At 40.5% G+C, this 18,590-nt stretch carries 15 protein-coding genes; 10 read left to right on the top strand and 5 right to left on the bottom strand.

From position 1 onward, the window contains the following. Positions 1–7: 7 nt before the first annotated feature. Complete coding sequence (gene clpB, locus IPI59_14295) at positions 8–2,620, bottom strand: ATP-dependent chaperone ClpB (protein MBK7528681.1); 2,613 nt, start codon at positions 2,618–2,620, stop codon at positions 8–10. A 242-nt stretch (positions 2,621–2,862) separates the two neighbouring features. After that, positions 2,863–3,288 carry an NUDIX domain-containing protein gene (locus tag IPI59_14290; GenBank protein ID MBK7528680.1) on the bottom strand — a complete coding sequence of 142 codons (426 nt, stop codon included), beginning with the start codon at positions 3,286–3,288 and terminating at the stop codon, positions 2,863–2,865. A gap of 127 nt (positions 3,289–3,415) precedes the next feature. Between IPI59_14290 and IPI59_14285 the strand changes: the two genes are divergently transcribed. From IPI59_14285 to IPI59_14275, 3 genes are all read left to right on the top strand, one after another. Beyond that, entirely contained in the window at positions 3,416–4,267 is an 852-nt protein-coding gene (locus IPI59_14285) for a phosphoribosylformylglycinamidine synthase subunit PurQ (protein ID MBK7528679.1), read from the top strand. A gap of 188 nt (positions 4,268–4,455) precedes the next feature. Next, positions 4,456–4,626 carry a hypothetical protein gene (locus IPI59_14280; protein MBK7528678.1) on the top strand — a complete coding sequence of 57 codons (171 nt, stop codon included), beginning with the start codon at positions 4,456–4,458 and terminating at the stop codon, positions 4,624–4,626. A gap of 123 nt (positions 4,627–4,749) precedes the next feature. Beyond that, positions 4,750–5,562, top strand: a complete 813-nt coding sequence (locus tag IPI59_14275) for a hypothetical protein (protein ID MBK7528677.1) — start codon at positions 4,750–4,752, stop codon at positions 5,560–5,562. A gap of 137 nt (positions 5,563–5,699) precedes the next feature. Here the strand turns inward: IPI59_14275 and IPI59_14270 are convergent, their stop codons facing one another. Then, the gene (locus IPI59_14270) at positions 5,700–6,575 is read right to left on the bottom strand and encodes a diacylglycerol kinase family lipid kinase (protein ID MBK7528676.1); all 876 of its coding nucleotides are present in this window, start codon (positions 6,573–6,575) and stop codon (positions 5,700–5,702) included. Between the two features lie 87 nt (positions 6,576–6,662). After that, positions 6,663–7,634 carry a hypothetical protein gene (locus tag IPI59_14265; protein MBK7528675.1) on the bottom strand — a complete coding sequence of 324 codons (972 nt, stop codon included), beginning with the start codon at positions 7,632–7,634 and terminating at the stop codon, positions 6,663–6,665. 148 nt (positions 7,635–7,782) lie between these two features. Between IPI59_14265 and IPI59_14260 the strand changes: the two genes are divergently transcribed. The 7 genes from IPI59_14260 (at position 7,783) to IPI59_14230 (ending at position 17,583) form a co-directional block, all read left to right on the top strand. Then, the gene (locus tag IPI59_14260) at positions 7,783–8,397 is read left to right on the top strand and encodes an inorganic pyrophosphatase (GenBank protein ID MBK7528674.1); all 615 of its coding nucleotides are present in this window, start codon (positions 7,783–7,785) and stop codon (positions 8,395–8,397) included. A 135-nt stretch (positions 8,398–8,532) separates the two neighbouring features. Then, positions 8,533–11,208: a CotH kinase family protein gene (locus IPI59_14255; protein MBK7528673.1), complete on the top strand. Its 2,676-nt coding sequence runs from the start codon at positions 8,533–8,535 to the stop codon at positions 11,206–11,208. 142 nt (positions 11,209–11,350) lie between these two features. After that, positions 11,351–12,577, top strand: coding sequence for a prolipoprotein diacylglyceryl transferase (locus tag IPI59_14250; GenBank protein ID MBK7528672.1), 1,227 nt, complete (start codon positions 11,351–11,353; stop codon positions 12,575–12,577). 147 nt (positions 12,578–12,724) lie between these two features. Continuing rightward, positions 12,725–13,507 carry a MotA/TolQ/ExbB proton channel family protein gene (locus tag IPI59_14245; protein MBK7528671.1) on the top strand — a complete coding sequence of 261 codons (783 nt, stop codon included), beginning with the start codon at positions 12,725–12,727 and terminating at the stop codon, positions 13,505–13,507. Positions 13,508–13,627: 120 nt separating this feature from the next. Beyond that, positions 13,628–13,966 carry a hypothetical protein gene (locus tag IPI59_14240; protein ID MBK7528670.1) on the top strand — a complete coding sequence of 113 codons (339 nt, stop codon included), beginning with the start codon at positions 13,628–13,630 and terminating at the stop codon, positions 13,964–13,966. Positions 13,967–14,145: 179 nt separating this feature from the next. Next, positions 14,146–14,685 carry a biopolymer transporter ExbD gene (locus IPI59_14235; GenBank protein MBK7528669.1) on the top strand — a complete coding sequence of 180 codons (540 nt, stop codon included), beginning with the start codon at positions 14,146–14,148 and terminating at the stop codon, positions 14,683–14,685. Between the two features lie 114 nt (positions 14,686–14,799). Then, on the top strand, positions 14,800–17,583 hold the full coding sequence (locus IPI59_14230) for a hypothetical protein (protein ID MBK7528668.1): 2,784 nt from the start codon (positions 14,800–14,802) through the stop codon (positions 17,581–17,583). On the opposite strand, the gene IPI59_14225 is transcribed toward IPI59_14230, so the two are convergent. Next, entirely contained in the window at positions 17,580–18,497 is a 918-nt protein-coding gene (locus IPI59_14225; GenBank protein ID MBK7528667.1) for a hypothetical protein, read from the bottom strand. The genes IPI59_14230 and IPI59_14225 overlap by 4 nt on opposite strands. Positions 18,498–18,590 lie beyond the last annotated feature (93 nt).

Raw genomic sequence — 18,590 nt, 5'->3', positions numbered from 1 at the left:
TATTGTTTTAAACTGTTACAGCCTCGTTTTTGCTGTAAAACACTAAGTCATCATCAATGGCATCTACCCATAAAATGCGGTCCTTATTGAGTTCGCCGGCTAATATTTGTTTCGATAAGGCGTTCACCACATATTTTTGGATCACTCTTTTTAGTGGTCTTGCCCCAAATTGCGGGTCGTAGCCTTTTTGTGCCAGCCAATCTAAGGCATCGGGGGTAATATGAATTTGGAAACCCTGTTTGGCAATCATTTCGTTAAGTTCGTTAATGCGCAACTGCACCACCTCGCGTATTTGGATTTGGCGCAAGGGTTCAAATACTATTATTTCATCAACCCGGTTTAAAAATTCGGGTCTGAACGACCTTTTCAACAATTCATCTAACTGCCGTTTGGTTTTTTGCAAGGTAGCATCCCAATCGCGTTCGTTTAATTGGTCAAAATTTTCTAAAATCATCTCTGCGCCTAAGTTCGAGGTCATAATGATAATAGTATTTTTAAAATTGGCAACCCGTCCTTTATTGTCGGTAAGTCGGCCTTCGTCGAGCATTTGCAACAATATATTAAAAACATCCGGATGTGCTTTTTCAATTTCATCGAGTAGTATTACCGAGTAAGGTTTTGTTCGCACTGCCTCGGTAAGTTGCCCACCCTCGTCGTAGCCAACGTATCCGGGAGGCGCACCTACCAACCGCGACACAGCGTGTCTTTCTTGGTATTCGCTCATATCAATTCGGGTTAAAGCATTTTCGTCATTAAACAAAAACTCGGCTAAGGCTTTGGCCAATTCGGTTTTGCCCACACCCGTGCTGCCTAAAAATATAAACGAGCCAATTGGGCGTTTGGGGTCGTGCAGGCCTGCCCGGCTGCGCCTTATTGCATCGGCTATTGCGGTAATGGCTTCGGTTTGCCCAATTACCCGGCGACCGATTTCTTCTTCTATGCGCAATAATTTAAGTTGTTCGCCTTCTAACATTTTGCTTACCGGCACCTGCGTCCATTTCGATACGACTGTGGCAATATCTTCGGCATCAACGGCTTGTTTTATAATTCGGTTGCTGCCTATTTGTTGTAGTTGTCCTTCTAATTGTTTAATTTCATCTTCGGCTTTTTTTATCAGGCCATAACGCAATTCGGCTACACGGGCATAGTCGCCGGCGCGCTCGGCTTGTTCGGCTTGTAGTTTATAGCTTTCAATTTGCAATTTTTGATGTTGAATTTGGTCTATCAGGTTTTTTTCGGTTTTCCATTTTGTCAAAAAGGCATCTCTTTGCTCGTTTAATCCGGATAATTGTTGGTTTAGCTGTGCGATTTTTGCTTCGTCATTTTCGCGTTTTATGGCTTCGCGTTCAATTTCCAAGAGTCTGATTTTGCGTTCTAAATTGTCTAATTCCTCCGGAAGTGAATCCATTGTCAGGCGCAATTTGGCAGCGGCTTCGTCCACCAAATCAATGGCTTTATCGGGCAGTTGCCTGTCGGTAATATACCTCGTCGAAAGCTCAACGGCGGCAATAATGGCTTCGTCTTTAATTTTTACTTTATGGTGGGTTTCGTATCGCTCTTTTAAACCGCGCAAAATGGCTATTGCATCTGTTTGGTTTGGCTCATCAACCAATACTTTCTGAAAACGACGCTCTAAGGCTTTATCTTTTTCAATGTATTTTTGATATTCGTTTAAGGTGGTTGCACCAATAGCTCTAAGTTCGCCGCGTGCTAAGGCCGGTTTTAAAATATTGGCGGCATCTAAGGCGCTTTCGCTTGCGCCCGCACCTACAAGCGTATGAATTTCGTCTATAAACAAAATAATTTCGCCCTCACTTTTTACCACTTCTTTTATTACTGCTTTAAGGCGTTCTTCAAACTCGCCCCGGTATTTTGCACCCGCCATTAATGCCCCCATATCTAAGGCAAAAACGGTTTTGTTTTTAAGATTTTCGGGCACATCTCCGCTAATAATGCGTTGGGCAATGCCTTCGGCAACTGCGGTTTTGCCCACACCGGCAGCACCTACTAAAATGGGGTTGTTTTTGCGCCGGCGGCTTAAAATATGGAGCAATCGCCGTATTTCTTCATCGCGGCCAATTACCGGATCAAGTTTTCCTTCAAGGGCTTGGTTGTTTAAATTGATAGCATACTTTTCGAGGGCGTTGTATTTTTCTTCGGCACTTTGGTCGGTTACTTTTTCGCCCTGCCGCAGTTCGGCAATAGCTTTTTCAATAATTGCGGCGGTGCATCCGGCCTCTTTTAGCAAACTGCTGGCCTGGCTGCCTACCTCAATAAGTGCCAGCAATAAATGCTCTACCGATACAAAATCGTCTCCACGTTTTTTTGCTATGCCCTGCGCTTTAAACAGCACTTGGTTGGCGGGCTGCGTCATGTATTGCTGGCCAACCTCGCCCTTGGTTATAGGCATTTGCTCCAATGCTTTATCGGTATTTTTTGTTAGCGATACCATATTTACACCTGCTTTTTTAAGTAAAAATGGCGTTACGCTGTCGTCGGTATTTAACAAACTGCGCAAGAGGTGCAACGGTTCAATAGCCTGATGGCCTAAATTATAAGCCAAACTTTGGCTGCCAGCTATAGCCTCTTGCGATTTGATGGTGAAATTATTAATATTCATGGTAATGTTGTTTTCGGTTGTTTTTATTTGTAAAATTAAGGGTTAAAATGCTTTCTATCTGCTTGTTATGCAAATGGTGTACCTAAGTAATAAAATCGGAAATTTTGCCCTGCACTTTTCCGGATATACGAAAAAATGGCAGCCGCATCCTTGTTATTGAGCCATAATGGCAGGATTGCAAATGCTTGATTTCAAAAATCACCCTCAAAATAAACAAAACTTTGTAGTAAAGGTTAAATTAATTACCAATTGTGTTCGCTGTACATTTGCCCGTTTTGGTAGGCCGCCAAAGCTTTAAGTGCGGCGCTGTGAGTGCGCGAAGGTAGTTCGTTTGTATTATACCATGCCACCGATTGAATTAGGTTGGGTTCGGCAGCGACTGGCTCGCCTTTAAATATGTCGGCAACAAAAAACAAATGAATTTTAGGTAATCCGGGCGTTTTTCGGTGCATAACGTGTATTAGTCGCAGGTTTTTGCGTTTAATTTTTATACCTGTTTCTTCAAATACTTCTCGTTTTAGTGCCTTATAAGCTGTTTCGTTGGCATCAACGTGGCCGCCGGGCAAGGTAAAACCTCCGCCTTGTAATAATTGCCGCTCCATGAGCAAAATTTGACCTTCTTTTTCTAAAAATAGACTTACCAGAATTAAATGAACGGCTTGTTTCAAGGGTAAAATTGTGGTTTGCTATAAATTTTTTAACGCGCAAAGGTAGTATTTTGTAATTAGTTTAAAATCAAAATTTTGTAATTGTTTTGCTTTGCGTAACTTTGTGCCTTAACTCCACCTAATTTATATGACAAATAATATTACTGTAAAAGCCTTGGTAATTACTGGGTATGGCATTAATTGCGAAGAAGAAATGGCAGCAGCCTACCAGTTTAGCGGGGCCAAGGCTGATATTGTTTTTATTAACGATATTTTAGAAGGTGATATTAGTATTCATGATTATGATATTGTTAATTTTCCCGGTGGATTTTCCTTTGGTGATGATATTTCCTCCGGAAAAGTGTTGGCTAATAAAATTAAATTCAAACAATTAACATCCGGAAAGACCTTGTTAGACGAATTGCAAATATTTCTAAACAATGGAAAGTTTGTAATGGGTGTTTGTAATGGTTTTCAGGTATTGGTAAAATTAGGGCTGCTGCCTAATATTGCCGGCAATTTTGCCCCTGAAACAACCCTTACCAATAATAACTCGGGGAAATACGAAGACCGATGGGTTTATTGCAAGGTGAACCCAAACAGCAAAACCCCTTTTTTATCCGGAATTGATAAAATTGCCCTTCCGGTTAGACATGGCGAAGGTCGTTTGTTAATAAAAAACGACTCGTTGCGCCAACAAATTATCGAACAAAATCTTAATTGCCTTAGTTATTGCGATGCTGCGGGCACAATTACCGGCGAGTATCCGCTAAATCCTAACGGTGCCGAACTTAATTGCGCTGGACTTTGTAGCCCAAACGGTCAGGTTTTTGGCTTAATGCCTCACCCCGAGGCGTTTTTAAGTTTTTATAACCATCCTAACTGGGGGCAATTGAAAAGGCAAAATCCAAACCACACCGAAGATGGCGAAGGGCTTCAAATTTTTAGAAATATTGTAGCGCATATAAAACTGCAGTATTTGCAGGCAGTTGCGCTTTAATTGTGCCTGTTTTTGGGTGGCCCTAAGCATGTTTGATGCTATTATTAGCAATTTATAAAAGTAAAAGAAGTATTTTTATGGCCTAATGCAATTGTATATTGACTTTGTATAATTTAAGACATTTCAGGCTAATTTACTAAGTTTTCGGTCCACAGTACAATTAAATTTATGGGTAACTACTCAGGTAAGTGTTCAAAGCAATATTTTATTGGCTAAAGAAAAAAGGTTACCTTAGCGCCGAGGCAGGCACTATCGAATCACGAACAGGCGGTTCTAATACCATGAATGCTGTCTTTGAAAGTGGTGCGCCAGGCCAGCGCGGCAACACCGACACTGCTTGGACTACCAACGGCGTTTAATTCGGTGCAATGGTAGTGTTATGCGCCTCAATTCTATCAATACCAATAAAAGCTGCACAATTGTACCATAAGATTAACTCGTTCTAAAAAACATAATAAATTAACTATTTCAATCCTACCACTATGACAAAAGAAGCATTACTTGACCTGCTTGCAAATAGCGAAATAGACAAGCTATTTGAGCAGCTAAAAAAGCATCAAGACAACGCCGAAGAGTATATACAGCTAAAAAGCCAATGGAACAGCCTAAAAAGTCGGCAGTTTTCAGGTACGGTTTCCGATGAACAAGCAAACCTCGAAACGGCAAAAGTACGCAAGGGTTTGCTCCACCTAGTTAACTCGTCTTTTGACGAATCCTCTACTGCTTCTACAGCCCCAACACACAATGGAGCATTTGCAAAATCGAATCGCATGCTACTATTGGGCTTAGGTGCCCTTTTGGCAGGCATTTTTCTGTTACTTCTATGGCAGCAAATAAAACAGAACCCCACCAATCCGTCACTTCCAAACAATGAACCCACAGCAGCGGCTACTACTACCAGTTCAAGCCCAAAAGTAGGTAATGCAGTTGGCAAATTAGACTTGTCGGGGGCGCAGCCTATTACATTGGCACCCGGCGACAACCAATACGAGCGCATCTATTCTGTAACAGATGGTGTTATAAAAAGCGTAGGCGGCGGGAAAAACCTTATTACTTTAAAGATAATTTTAAATTGTAATAATATCCTTAATTGTACATTTTACAGCAATAAACTCAGATTAGAAGCCCCCGAGCTTCCCGGACTTCTTGCCCCTTCTAACCATGTTGCAGAAGTCGTAGATGGTCATAGTTCTAGTGAGCGCGAGTTTAATTTTGAAGTAGATGATAAAATTAAGCAATTTAGCATTATTTTAGAAGACAAGGAAGATAAAAGATGGCATTTTAGCGTTCGCTAAAAACAAAAATATATATATTTTGTTAAGTATGTTTTTAAAATTGATTTTAAGTTGCCGCTCGAAGATTAACCAAACAATGATTGACGGCGTTTATTTAGGCCAAAATGCACCCTACGACCTTTACCATCAAGCGTAAATTACGGCACAATTACATTTAATGCGCTGGGCTTAATACCTATATGTAGTTCGTTGGTTGGATTTTTATAGGCATCGCCGTCAATTTGAACGTAGGCGTTGGGTGGTAATAACACTTTTGCCTGTGTTATAGAATGCAGTGAAACATAGTCGCTTGATTGTGCCCGCCCCATAGCCATTAAAGGTATTAAATAGCTGGCGCGCCAGCGCGGAAACTGTTTTACAATAGCCATTTCTAAAACACCATCATTTAACTGCGAATTGGGCGACAAGCCTACCTGGTAGCCGTATTGCCCTGTATTGCCAAAATTTAGCATAAAAATGCGCTCGGTAATAGTTTGGTTTGGCAGTTCAATATGGTAAGTTTGGACTTCGTAGCTAAAGTATTGATTGGCAATTACCCTTGTGTACTCGTTAAATCCGCGCCGTTTTATATTGTTAAAATGCTGCACTACTACGGCTTCAAAACCTGCCCCACAGTTGCTAAAAAAATAGCGGTCATTAACGGTGCCAACATCTATTAATTGGGTGTTGCCTTGGTTAAGATAGTTAATTGATTTGCGGGCGTTAATAGGAATTTTTAATTTGTAGGCAAGCCCATTTCCCGAACCCAAAGGAATTAACAACAAGGTGCAATTGGTGCCTACCAAAGCCGAGGCTACTTCGTTAATAGTGCCGTCTCCGCCGGCACCGCCTATGTATTTGTAGCCGCGCTGTACGGCTTGAGTTGCTAATTCTTGGGCGTGTTGGGGGCCTTCGGTAAATACAGTTTCAAAAACAAAACGCTTTTTATCAAGGGTTGAGCGCACTACGTCTGGTACTCGTACTTTGCTGCGCGCGCCTGCGATAGGGTTTATAATGATGAGTACTTTTTCCAAAATGGGCTACAAAACTAAATTGTGGTTTCCGTTGGGCGGCAAAGATAAAGGATTTACCCCTAAAAAAGTACAAAATAAAATTATTAGCTACCAATTGGTGGCATGCTGCAATTCGTATATAAGTAACGCTATAAATATTATAACTATTATAACAAAAATATAATGCTGGTATTTAAAAAACCAATTTTTAAAGGTGGTTATATAGCCCGATGCCGCGGATTTAGGCGGTTGTTCTATTTGCTGTGTGGATGGTGTTACTTGCGAATTGCCTATTACGCGGGTTAAAACGGGGGTTTTAGGTAGCGTTGGTGCTGTTTCAATGGCAGAATTAGATGTTTGCATGTCAATAGGGTAGGGTGGTGGGGGCGGTGGATTTTTTTTCCGTTCTAATTCGGCTTTAATGGCATCGGCAAACGACCCGGTATCGTTTTTTATTTTCTCTTCGAATGTAGGCGCGGCAGTAAGTTGTTTTAACGCCTCGGCTTTGGTTTCTTCGTCTAAATATATGGTTTTACCTCCAAAATTGTTTGTTATGGCTTGTTGCAGCCAGGCATCGGTAAACAACAAGCCGTTTGCAATAATTTCGTCAATTTGGTCGAGGTTAATTTGGTTTGCTTTGAAAAAATCGCCAACTAAAGTATTTATTTTTTTTGCTAACTGTGAGGTGTAATTGTTTTTAATTTCATTGCGTGGTATTATTATTGTGCGCTCGTTATACAAAAGGGTAAAATTTCGTTGAAGCTCCATGCTGTTACTTTTTTGAAAATCGAGCAGTAAATCCGGAAAATTAAGCTGGGGCAATAATTTAGTTAAATAGTTGCGCTCTTCGTTCGACTCCGGAATTGGCGGTTCAATGGCTTCTACTTCTATCAACTTTTTATAAACTAAAAAATATAATGTTTGGTATAATCGGTCATCTAAGCCTTCGTTTTCAAAAATTGTTGTTTTTGGGGCTTGCTGGTAGTAGTTTATATTTTCGGGGTGGGTAAAAAAAATGTACAACCTTAAATGGTCATCCGTTTGTTCGAGCAACAAGTAGGTATGGTTTAGCTGTAACATTTGCTTATTTTTAATGAATACAAAGGTAAGATATTTTTTAATTTTATAACGCTGTTTTGCCAAGACCGTGTTTTAAATACACGCATATTTAAAATTATCCGGAAAACGAAGTAAATTTGCCCCAAAATTAATATAAGCTATACAAAAAATGCCTCAACCTTTATTCAAAGCTCACCCTTGGCATGGCATTTCAATAGGTGCTAATGCTCCACAGGTAGTTACCGCTTTTATTGAAATAGTTCCGACAGATACCGTTAAATACGAAATAGATAAAACCTCCGGATATTTAAAAATAGACCGCCCGCAGTTATTTTCTAATATTGTGCCTGCTTTATATGGATTTTTGCCTCAAACGTATTGCGGAGAACAAATAGCCCAATTTTGCCGCACCCAAACGGGCAACAATTTGGTAACCAAAGGCGATGGTGACCCGTTGGATATTTGTGTGCTTTGCGAAGCAACCATTCCGCACGGCGATATTATAATTCAATGTATTCCTATTGGAGGATTTAGATTGATTGACAAAAACGAGGCCGATGATAAAATTATTGCCGTTTTGCAAAACGACCCCGCTTTTGGCCATTTGACCGAAATTAGCCAAGTGCCGCCTAAACTTATTAACAGATTGATACATTATTTTTTAACCTATAAAACATTGCCGGGCAATGCCCCCACGGTGCAACTATGCGGCACTTACGAGGCAGAAATTGCCCATCAAGTGATAAAGCATAGTGTATTTGACTATAAAAATGAAATAGCCTAATTTTAAGCTAATTCTTTCATAAATTTTTTTATGGCAATTTTATTTAATTTAAAATAACCACAACCTTTTCTTTTACAAAAAAACAATACCTTTACCCACAAAATCCAATCACCAAATTACTCAAATATTTCGTTTATGCTCCCAAATCAACACTTTAAATCTTTAACTACACTTATTTTATTTTTATTTGTTGGCTTTAGTATTAAGGCACAAACTATTGTCATTAACGAATACTCGTGCGCTAACCTCGACCAATATGCCGATGCTTATGATAAACATGAAGACTGGATTGAGTTATATAATCCGGCAGATCTGCCCGTAGATATTAGCGGCTATCATGTAAGCGATAAGAAAGAAGACCCTACAAAATGGACTTTTCCGGCCGGAACGACTATAAAAAGCAAGGGCTATTTGCGTTTATGGGCAAGTGGTCGCAACGAAGTTAGTGGGCAACACTATCATACAAATTTTAAATTGGTACAAACCAAAAAAACCTCCGAAATGATTACCCTGGCCAAACCCGATGCAGTAATTATTGATACCGTTGAAGTAAAAAAAACGCAAAAAGGCCATTCGCGGGGGCGTGTTACCGACGGTGCTGCCCAGTGGGGTATTTTTATGAAACCCACTTTGTTAAAAGCTAATCAAGGTAGTGTGGTTTACAACTCGTATGCCGACCGCCCAGATTTTGACCAGGTTGCCGGCCAATATCCGGGCCCAATTACGGTTAAAATTACCAATAACGAACCAGCTTCTACAATTCATTACACCCTTGACGGATCACATCCCGTTGTGTCCTCGCCAATATATACCGAGCCTATTGAAATAAGCAAAACAACCGTGTTAAAAGCCATTGCAATTAGCGATTCAAGTAATGTTATACCAAGCTTTATTGAGTTCTCGACCTACTTAATCAACGAAAACCACACTATTCCCGTCGTATCAATTGCAGGATATAATTTAGATAAATTAGCTAATGGCAACGAAAATCTTAAACCGCACGGAAGCATTGAATATTTTAATGTTGCCGGAGAGCGCAAAGCACGTGCTTACGGCGAGTATAATAGCCATGGGCAAGACTCGTGGGTTAATGACCACCGAAGCATTGACATTGTAGTGCGAGACGAAATGGGCTACGCACAACACTTAGACGAAAAAATATTTAGCCTGACCGACCGCGAGGAGTTTCAACGATTAATTTTAAGGGCTGCCGGAGATGATAATTATCCGGGCAATTTTTTACCCGACCACGAAGGTTGCGCGCACGTGCGCGATGCCTATATTCAAAACTTGGTAAAAGCCGGCAATATGCACTTAGATGTTCGCACCGCAACCAAAGCCATCATCTATTTAAATGGGGTTTACTGGGGCGTTTACGACCTGCGCGAACTGCCCGACGACCACGATTTTACCGAATATTACTACAACCAAGGCAAATACGACCTGCAATATGTTTTAACATGGGGAAATACATGGGCCGAATATGGCGGCGACAAAGCTATGGCCGATTGGGAAGACCTTGCCGATTTTGTATTGGATAATGACATGACAAAAGATGCAAATTTAGCCAAAGTTGAAGCCGAATTAGATATTGCCAGCTTAATTGATTATGTTATTGTAAATACTGTTACCGTTTGCTCAGACTGGCTTAATTACAATACCGGATGGTGGCGCGGATTTAACCCCGAAGGCGAACACAAAAAATGGGGCTATATTTTATGGGATAACGATGCCACTTTTGGCTACTACATTAATTATACCGGAGTTAAAGATACCTCAACCGAGGCCTTGCCTTGTAACTCTGAATTGCTTGAATTTCCTTCTAAAATTGAAATTGAAGATTCTTGGTATTATGTGAGCGATACCGTAGAGTGGAATGGTAAAACCTACTACCCCGGCGACTCAATTTTTATCAAAGGCTACGAATATACCGTAAATCCCGATAAAAACGACCACATGGCGGTATTAAATAAATTGCGCGAAAATCCAAAAATTCAACAATACTATTTATCAAGGTATGCCGATTTAATGAATACTGTGTTTAGTTGTGACAATATGTTGTATCAGTTAGATTCGATAGTAGCCGTTATTGAGCCCGAAATGCCTCGCCAAGCTGCACGCTGGGGTGGAAGCGTAGCCGACTGGAAGAAAAACGTAGAACGCCTCCGCAATTTTATAGCCAAACGCTGCAATGCTATTTATGACGGTATGACAGATTGCTACGACCTAACAGGGCCTTATGAGGTCGATTTTAACGTTAATCCACAAGATGTAGGAAAAATACAAATAAACTCAATTACCGTTGATAACTTGCCATTTAAAGCAAAATACTTTGCCGGATTAGATGTAAATTTAACGGCAATACCTAACGACGAAACTGCTTACGCCTTTAAAGAATGGACAACAACTGGAACAGGCATTGTAACCGATAAAAATACAGCTGCTACCACCTTGCAAATTGGCGGAAATACAGGTGTAACAGCTCAACTGTCAAAAATTGTTGGCATTGAAGACCCTGCCATAGATAGCCATACTTTCGAGGCAATAGCTGCCCCATCGGTAACGTACGGCCCAATAAATATCCGGATAAATTTGCCCCAGAACGCACAACAACTCAATGCAGTTTTGTTAAACTCAAACGGTGTTATTATGGGTAATTTGTTTCAAACAACAAAAACATTACCACAAGGCCAATACAATTTAGCCTTAAATTTGCAGGAAATACCCAATTTAACCCCCGGAATGTATTTTATTCATTTAAATACCGAAACTGGGCACCAAAAAACTATTATGGTTATGTTACAACCTTAATAACCCATTGAAATAAAAAATTATGTTTTAAGGGTGCAATAGTGCCAATTGTTCAACAAAATACCATTATTGCACCTTTATTATTTAGTTTGGCCATATACAAGGCTTGAATACGCACCACAATTAATTATATCAGAAATACATGTATCCACAAATTAGTGATTTATTGAGCGACCTATTAGGCATTAATATATGTTTACCCATACAAACCTTTGGTTTTTTTATGGCCTTGGGTTTTTTTGCCGGATTTTTGTGGCTTCGGTACGAGTTTAAACGACTTGAAGCGGCAGGAAATTTAACGGGTAAAAAAATAAATATTGCCATTGGCCAAAACCCAACAGCAGCCGAACTACTTGTTAATGGCCTAATTGGCGGCTTGTTGGGCTTTAAATTAGTGCCGATTGTGGCTAATTGGTGTGCGTTTTCAAAAAATCCACAAGATTATTTAGTAACCCGCGATGGAAGTTTAATAGGTGCTATTATCGGCGCTGTTTTAATATCCGGATTAATTTGGTGGAGCAAAAAAAAACAAGCCTTGCCCAAGCCGCAAATCGTTGAAGAAACAATATATCCACATCACCGCGTTGGCGATATTATTATAATTGCCGCCATTTTTGGCATACTTGGCGCAAAATTATTTAATTGGATTGAAGACTGGGAGGGTTTTTTGCGCAATCCTGTTAACCATTTATTATCGTTTGCCGGATTAAATTTTTATGGGGGCTTAATATGTGCCGCTATTGCACTTCTTGTGTATGCGCACAAGCAAGGCATACCGCCAAGGCGCTTGTTAGATGTAGCCGCCCCAGCATTATTCATAGCCTATGGTGTAGGCAGGCTTGGTTGCCATTTTTCGGGCGATGGCGACTGGGGTATAGCTAACCCACAACCCAAACCGTTCGATGGCATGCCAAACTGGGCATGGGCTTATCATTACCCAAATAACGTGGTTATGGCAATGAACCCCTCCGAAATTGCCTGCTATCAAAACCAGCAAACCCTCGAAATTATTACTAAAGATGTCCACGCTGCCTTGCCACCCGCCGAGGCTGTCCAATATGCCCACGCACTATGCGAGCCTGTATGGCCTACTTCGGTGTACGAGTTTATGTTGTGCAGTATCCTTTTTTTAATTTTGGTTGCCTTGCGCAAGCGACTGACCCCAGTTCCGGGTATTTTGTTTGCTATGTATTTGATTTTTAATGGTGTCGAGCGTTTTTTAATTGAAACCATACGTGTAAATGAGCGGTACAGCTCTTTTTTCAACTTAACTCAAGCCCAAACAATTGCTATTGCACTAATTATTTTGGGTATAGGGTTGGGAATATTTTTTTACCAGAAAAAAAACGAGCAGCCAAATTTAAGCTAATAAACTTGCCATTTGTTTGAACCATTTTAGCCACAATTTTTTAAAAAGTTGTATCTTTCCGCCCAAATTATAACGCCCCTTTTATATCCGGATGGTAAACATTAGTACCTTCCATTTGGATATTGTACTTCGATTGCATTAAATACCATGTCAGTTTTTATCCGGATATATCATAAAATACTATTACGCCCCTATTTGCCCCTTGTTGTTTTAGGTGTAGTATTGCTTTTTCTACTCAACCTAAATTTAGCGGCACAAACCAGCACAGGCATACCCGTTGACGAAACTAACCAAACCATGTTAAAACGCTATTTTGTTGAAGGCGGCTGGCAATACATGGGTTCAATACTAATTTGTTTTGTTTTAGGGCTGGCTATATGTATAGAGCGAATTTTACTGTTAAACCTCTCGACGACCAATAATCAACGCCTGCTCGACCGACTTGAAACAAGTTTTAAAAACAACGACCTAAACCAAGCAAAAGAAATTTGCCGAGCTACACGCGGCCCTGTTGCCGCTATTTTTCATCATGCCCTCGAAAGGGTAGGTGATGGCAGCTTAGATTTGGTCGAAAAATCAATAGCTTCGTATGGTTCGGTACAAACAGCAAAATTAGAGCGCGGCTTAACCTGGATAGCTTTATTTATTGCCATTGCCCCCATGCTGGGTTTTTTGGGTACTGTAATTGGTATGGTTCAAGCCTTTGATGCTATTGAAGCCGCCGGAGATATTTCGCCCACTTTGGTTGCACGTGGTATTAAAGTTGCCCTGCTAACAACCGTTTTTGGTTTAATTGTAGCTATTATTTTACAAGTTTTTTACAACTATTTAGTATCTAAAATAGACCATTTAATTATAGGTATGGAAGATGCCGCTATTTCGCTGATAGATTTGCTGGCAAAGTATAACACAACTAATCCACCAGAATAATATTAAGCTTCTAAACTTATTTTATCCGGATTTTTTTACTCCTTACTGAGAAGAGCACAAGCAAGCAACAAACAAAAATATCGAAAGAAAAAAATAAGCTTAATTTACTATTTATTTGTTATGCAAACATTCTTTACCAATTTTGGCATTCCGACAACTATAATTATGGTTATAGCGGCCATAGTAATATTGATTTGTTTGGAAATATGGCAATTGGTAAAACATTTGCGTGAAGACGATGTGAGAAGTTTAAAATCTTTGTATTCTTTTTTCGCTTTATCTGGATTAATTTTGGTTAGCTGGATTTTTGCCCGTCTTATGCCAATACCCTATTCAGCACAAAAATTAGCAATCACACAATCTCAAATTATTGACATAGGTATATATTTGACTATTTCTTTATTAGTTGTTGCCATTTTTGCCACTGTAGTAACCGAAATAATTAAGATGCTCCGCTAAAAGCCACCAGCCAAAAGCCACCAGCCAAAAGCCACCAGCCACCAGCCAAAAGCTAACAGCCAAAAGCTAACAGCCATCAGCCAACAGCTAAAAGCCATCAGCCAAAAGCCATCAGCCAAAAGCCATCAGCCAACAGCCACCAGCTAAAAACCATCTGCCCCCTACAAATCATATAAACAATGTTTTACAGGCAAAAACGCAGTATCCCCGAAATAAATGCCGCCTCAATGGCCGATATTGCATTTCTATTGCTCATCTTCTTTTTACTTGCCACCACAATGGATGTTGAAAAAGGATTGATGGCTACATTGCCACCGCTTGAAGACCCGGCCTTACCCGCCGCTCCACCACAAGAGGTATTGCCCCAAAACGCCCTCGAAATTACAATTTTGGCCGACAATACCCTGCAAGTCGAAAAATCTACCTTGATGATTGAACAATTACAAGAATATACCGAAAATTTTTTTAACAACTATGGCACAGACCCCCGTTTAAGCGAACACCCCACGAAAGGGGTAATTGCCTTAACAGTCGATAAAAATAGTACCTACCAAACCTATATTGAAGTACAAAATGCACTGAAATTGGCAGTTGATAACCTTCGCAATAACTGGAGCACCAAAACTTACGGCCAGCCTTACTTAAATATGCCCGAAGCAGAGCAAAAAAAAGCGCGCGACCTTTTCCCGCTAAAAATATCCGAAACCCAACTACCTTAATTAATACATAAAATTGATTGGACTAAGCAAATTCAACCTTTTTTGCTTAACTTTGTTCCTGTCTTTTTATACAATCATCATTCTAACGTCCAAACTAAATTATTTTATTTTAAAATGAATAAGAAAATCATGCATAAATATTTTACATTACTATTAGTGTTAATGGCTGGTATCTCCGGATGGTATGCTGTTAAACTAATTGAGAAGTATGAAAACAAAAACGAAATAGCCCCAAGAAGTTTTAAAGGCAAATATAAAATTAAAGATGAAGCGGGTAACGACCGATTTATAACGGGTGCACAGGGCGGCTTTGAATTAAACCTTCAACGAAGAGCCAATCAAAATACAGGATTAATACACCCCGAACATGTTTGGAAAGCGCGTTTTGAAGCCTACAACCAAGAAATCTCAAAATCTTGCGATGATAATGAAATTAAAAAGCCATTAATATGGGAAGAGTTAGGCCCAATTAACGTAGGTGGCCGAACCCGCTCGCTGGTTATTGATAAAAACAATCCCAACATGCTTTACTGCGGTAGCGTAGCTGGTGGCCTTTGGATGAGCAAAGATGCGGGCAACAACTGGAAACAAATTGCTATTGACGCAAATATTAACAGCAATACCATATCGGCCATGACACAAGCTGCCGATGGAAATATTTATATAGGCACAGGCGAATACCGATTTGATTCGGGAATTGCCGGCGACTCGAAAAGTTATTCCGCTTTGCCCGGCACAGGCGTTTTTAAATACAATCCAATTTCCGGAGAAATAACCCAATTACCACAAACCGTACCTAACTACGCCGGCGCTCCCGAGCAGTACGATTGGGCTTTTGTAACCAGCATTTCAGCACATCCAACAAATGCAAATATTGTTTACGCCTCAACAAACCGAGGCGTGTACATGACCAATGACGGTGGCACAACATGGTTTCAACCAAATGGTCTAAAATCAAAAGCGGCCGGATGGGATGTTGCCGTAGCTGCCAATGGGCGTGTATGGGCTGCGGTAGGTAGTACCGTTATGGTTTCGGATGCTAATGGTGAGAATTTTAGCAATTATGCTGGAAAAAACGGATTGCCGAGCAAGGATGTCCGGAAAAAAATTGCTATTTCGCCAACGCATCCTAATTATGTGTATATAGTCCTCTTAGGGAAAGACTTTGGCTGCATTAGTGGTATTTTTGAAACTACTAATGGCGGAGAACATTGGAACGAAATTACCGGAGAAGAAAACGCCTTGTTTAGCCCTTGCGCCTCGCATTGCCAATGCTGGTACGACCTTGCTATGACAGTTGACCCCTTTAACCACCGCCGCTTGTTTTTAGGTGGCGTAACCCTTTGGACATGGGCTGAAGACACCGGCTGGAATAGCGCAGCTAACGGAAATAGCGACCCATCAAACTATTATTATATACACTCCGATATTCATAATATTATTTTTGACCCTACCAAAAAAGGCCGCGTTTATGTAATTGGCGATGGAGGGGTGTTCAGAAGCACCGATGCCGATAATTTATATCCAACATGGAAGCATGTTTCAAAAAATTTTAACGTTACCCAGTTTTATGCCATGGGTGCCGGATTTTATGGCAATATTTTGGGGGGCACCCAAGATAACGGAACACAATACATATCTTACGACTATAATTCGAAAAAAAGCGCTACACACGTATTTGGCGGCGATGGATTTTATTCAGAAATATCGAGTATCAAACCTAAAGTATTGTTTTGCGAATCGCAATATGGAAATATGGAACGCTCCTCTACCGATGGTGATTCGTGGACATCTTTTTTTGATGACCATATAGATGCCGACCAAGATGGCAACATTGACGGGGGTGCTCCGTTTAGTACTGCTTTCTTTTTGTGGGAAAATTTAACCCGCTTCTACGACCTTGATGGTGTTATTGAGGCGAAGTTTGTTACAGGTGGCAATAATGGCATTGTTTGGGCTACCGACGAACCATTAAAATTATCGACCATACCCTATTGGTATAGTTTGGGCAAATTTAAATCGGGATTTTTAAGTGATTTTAGTTTTGTAACAAACGGAAAAACCGGATATGCAATTTCGAGCAGTGGCTCGTTAATGCGTTTTAAAAATATTGGCGCGGACTTGAAGGTTGAGGCCACCGAAATTGCCGCCTCTTCATTTAATGGCCGTTATGGCACTGGTGTTTACGTTGACCCCGGTAACCCAAACAATTTGGCTGTTACCTTGGGCAATTATGGCAATAATGATTATGTGTTCCTTTCAACTAACGCCTTTGGACTGTCGCCAAGTTTTACCTCCATACAGCATAATTTGCCCAAAATGCCTGTTTATGCCGTTGTAATGCTGCCCGATAATCCCGAGCATTATGTGATAGTTGGTACAGAACTTGGCGTGTGGTCGTATAACAAAAATACCGAATGTTGGACTGAATTTAGCAACGAAATGGGCCGCACTCCCGTGTTTAGACTTATTTTGAAAGACATGAAAACAGTAGGCTGTAAAGTTTTATACGCCGCAACACATGGACGCGGAATGTTCCGCTCAACAACTATTACCTACCCATTTTGCGATACCGCCTTGCCCGAAACTTTAACAGACTCTAATAATTTACAAACAAGCCAGCCAACCTTAAAAATATCGCCTAATCCGGCTTCAACCGTTGCCATTATTGATTTAAGTTTGCCAACCCAAGCACTTACTTCACCTACACAAGCAACCGTGCGGTTTTACTCCATTGATGGGCAGTTGGCTAAAACTGAGACAATTAACGATTTATTGACCGAACAACATACCGTTGGAATTAATTTGGCCGGATTAGCCGCCGGCATGTACTTGGTTGAGGTGGCGACACCCGCTTGGAGGGTGGCAAAACCTTTGTTGATACAAACAGCGAATTAATATTTTCCGGAATTTCTTTTGTTGCTTGCAGTTTTTTCTTCTAATAAATAATGTGCCAAATGGTGCGCGGGGCTTTGTATAATTTTCCCGACATGGTTAATATTGCGGGTTGCTAAGCAGTTGCGTAAAATTTGGGCAAAATGATGCGCTATTGAACCTACAAAATGCACCGTAACCGGAGATTTTGCCGGCGGCGTAAAAAGTAAATGTCCAAAAGGCTGAATAAGTTGGTTTTGTATAAATTCGTTAAAACAATGCTCAATTTGCTGCTTTACCCAGCTATTTTGCGCGTGTTCAAAAGCAAACAAGGCAAACCCCGACAGAAATTTTTTAGGATGTTTGTTGGCGTAAACTTCGGCTAAAACGGCTTCTTTATTAATATGAGGATACTTTTTTTTAAAATCATTCATCAATTCATCCGGAAGTTGCTTGTATAAATAGCCTTTAAGCATCCGGATTCCTATTTGTGTGCCGCTGCCCTCGTCTCCTAAAATAAAATCTAACGAGGGGTTGCCTTCGTATAAGGTTGTACCATCATAATAACAAGCATTTGAGCCGGTACCCAAAATACACGATATACCCGCATTTTTACCACAGGTGGCATAAGCGGCGGCTAAAATATCATGTTCAACAATAATTTGCCGGGCATCCGGAAAAACCTGACGCAGAGCTGTTTCAATTTTAAAACACCTTTCGGGGCTCGAGCATCCGGCACCAAAAAAATACAAATCCTTAAACTGGTTATTTGTTTGCATTAGTCCTGAGTTGGCCTTAATGCCGGCAACAATATCGGGCAACAAATGATGCACAGGGCTAAATCCCATTGTTTCAAATTCGGCAATAATGCCTGCTTTGCTGTTAGCCAATAGCCACGAAGTTTTGGTTGCACCGCTTTCGGCAATTAATATTGTCATTTTTTGTGTTAGATGGTTTGTGTTAAGCGTTGTAGTGGCAAAGTTACAATTTATCATTTAATTGAGCTTGGGGCTTAAATTTTCTTCGTCTAA

Source organism: Sphingobacteriales bacterium, assembly GCA_016706405.1.
Classification (GTDB): domain Bacteria; phylum Bacteroidota; class Bacteroidia; order Chitinophagales; family UBA2359; genus BJ6.
Note: the sequence above shows the minus strand (reverse complement) of the source record. Positions and strands in the feature narration are given on the sequence as shown.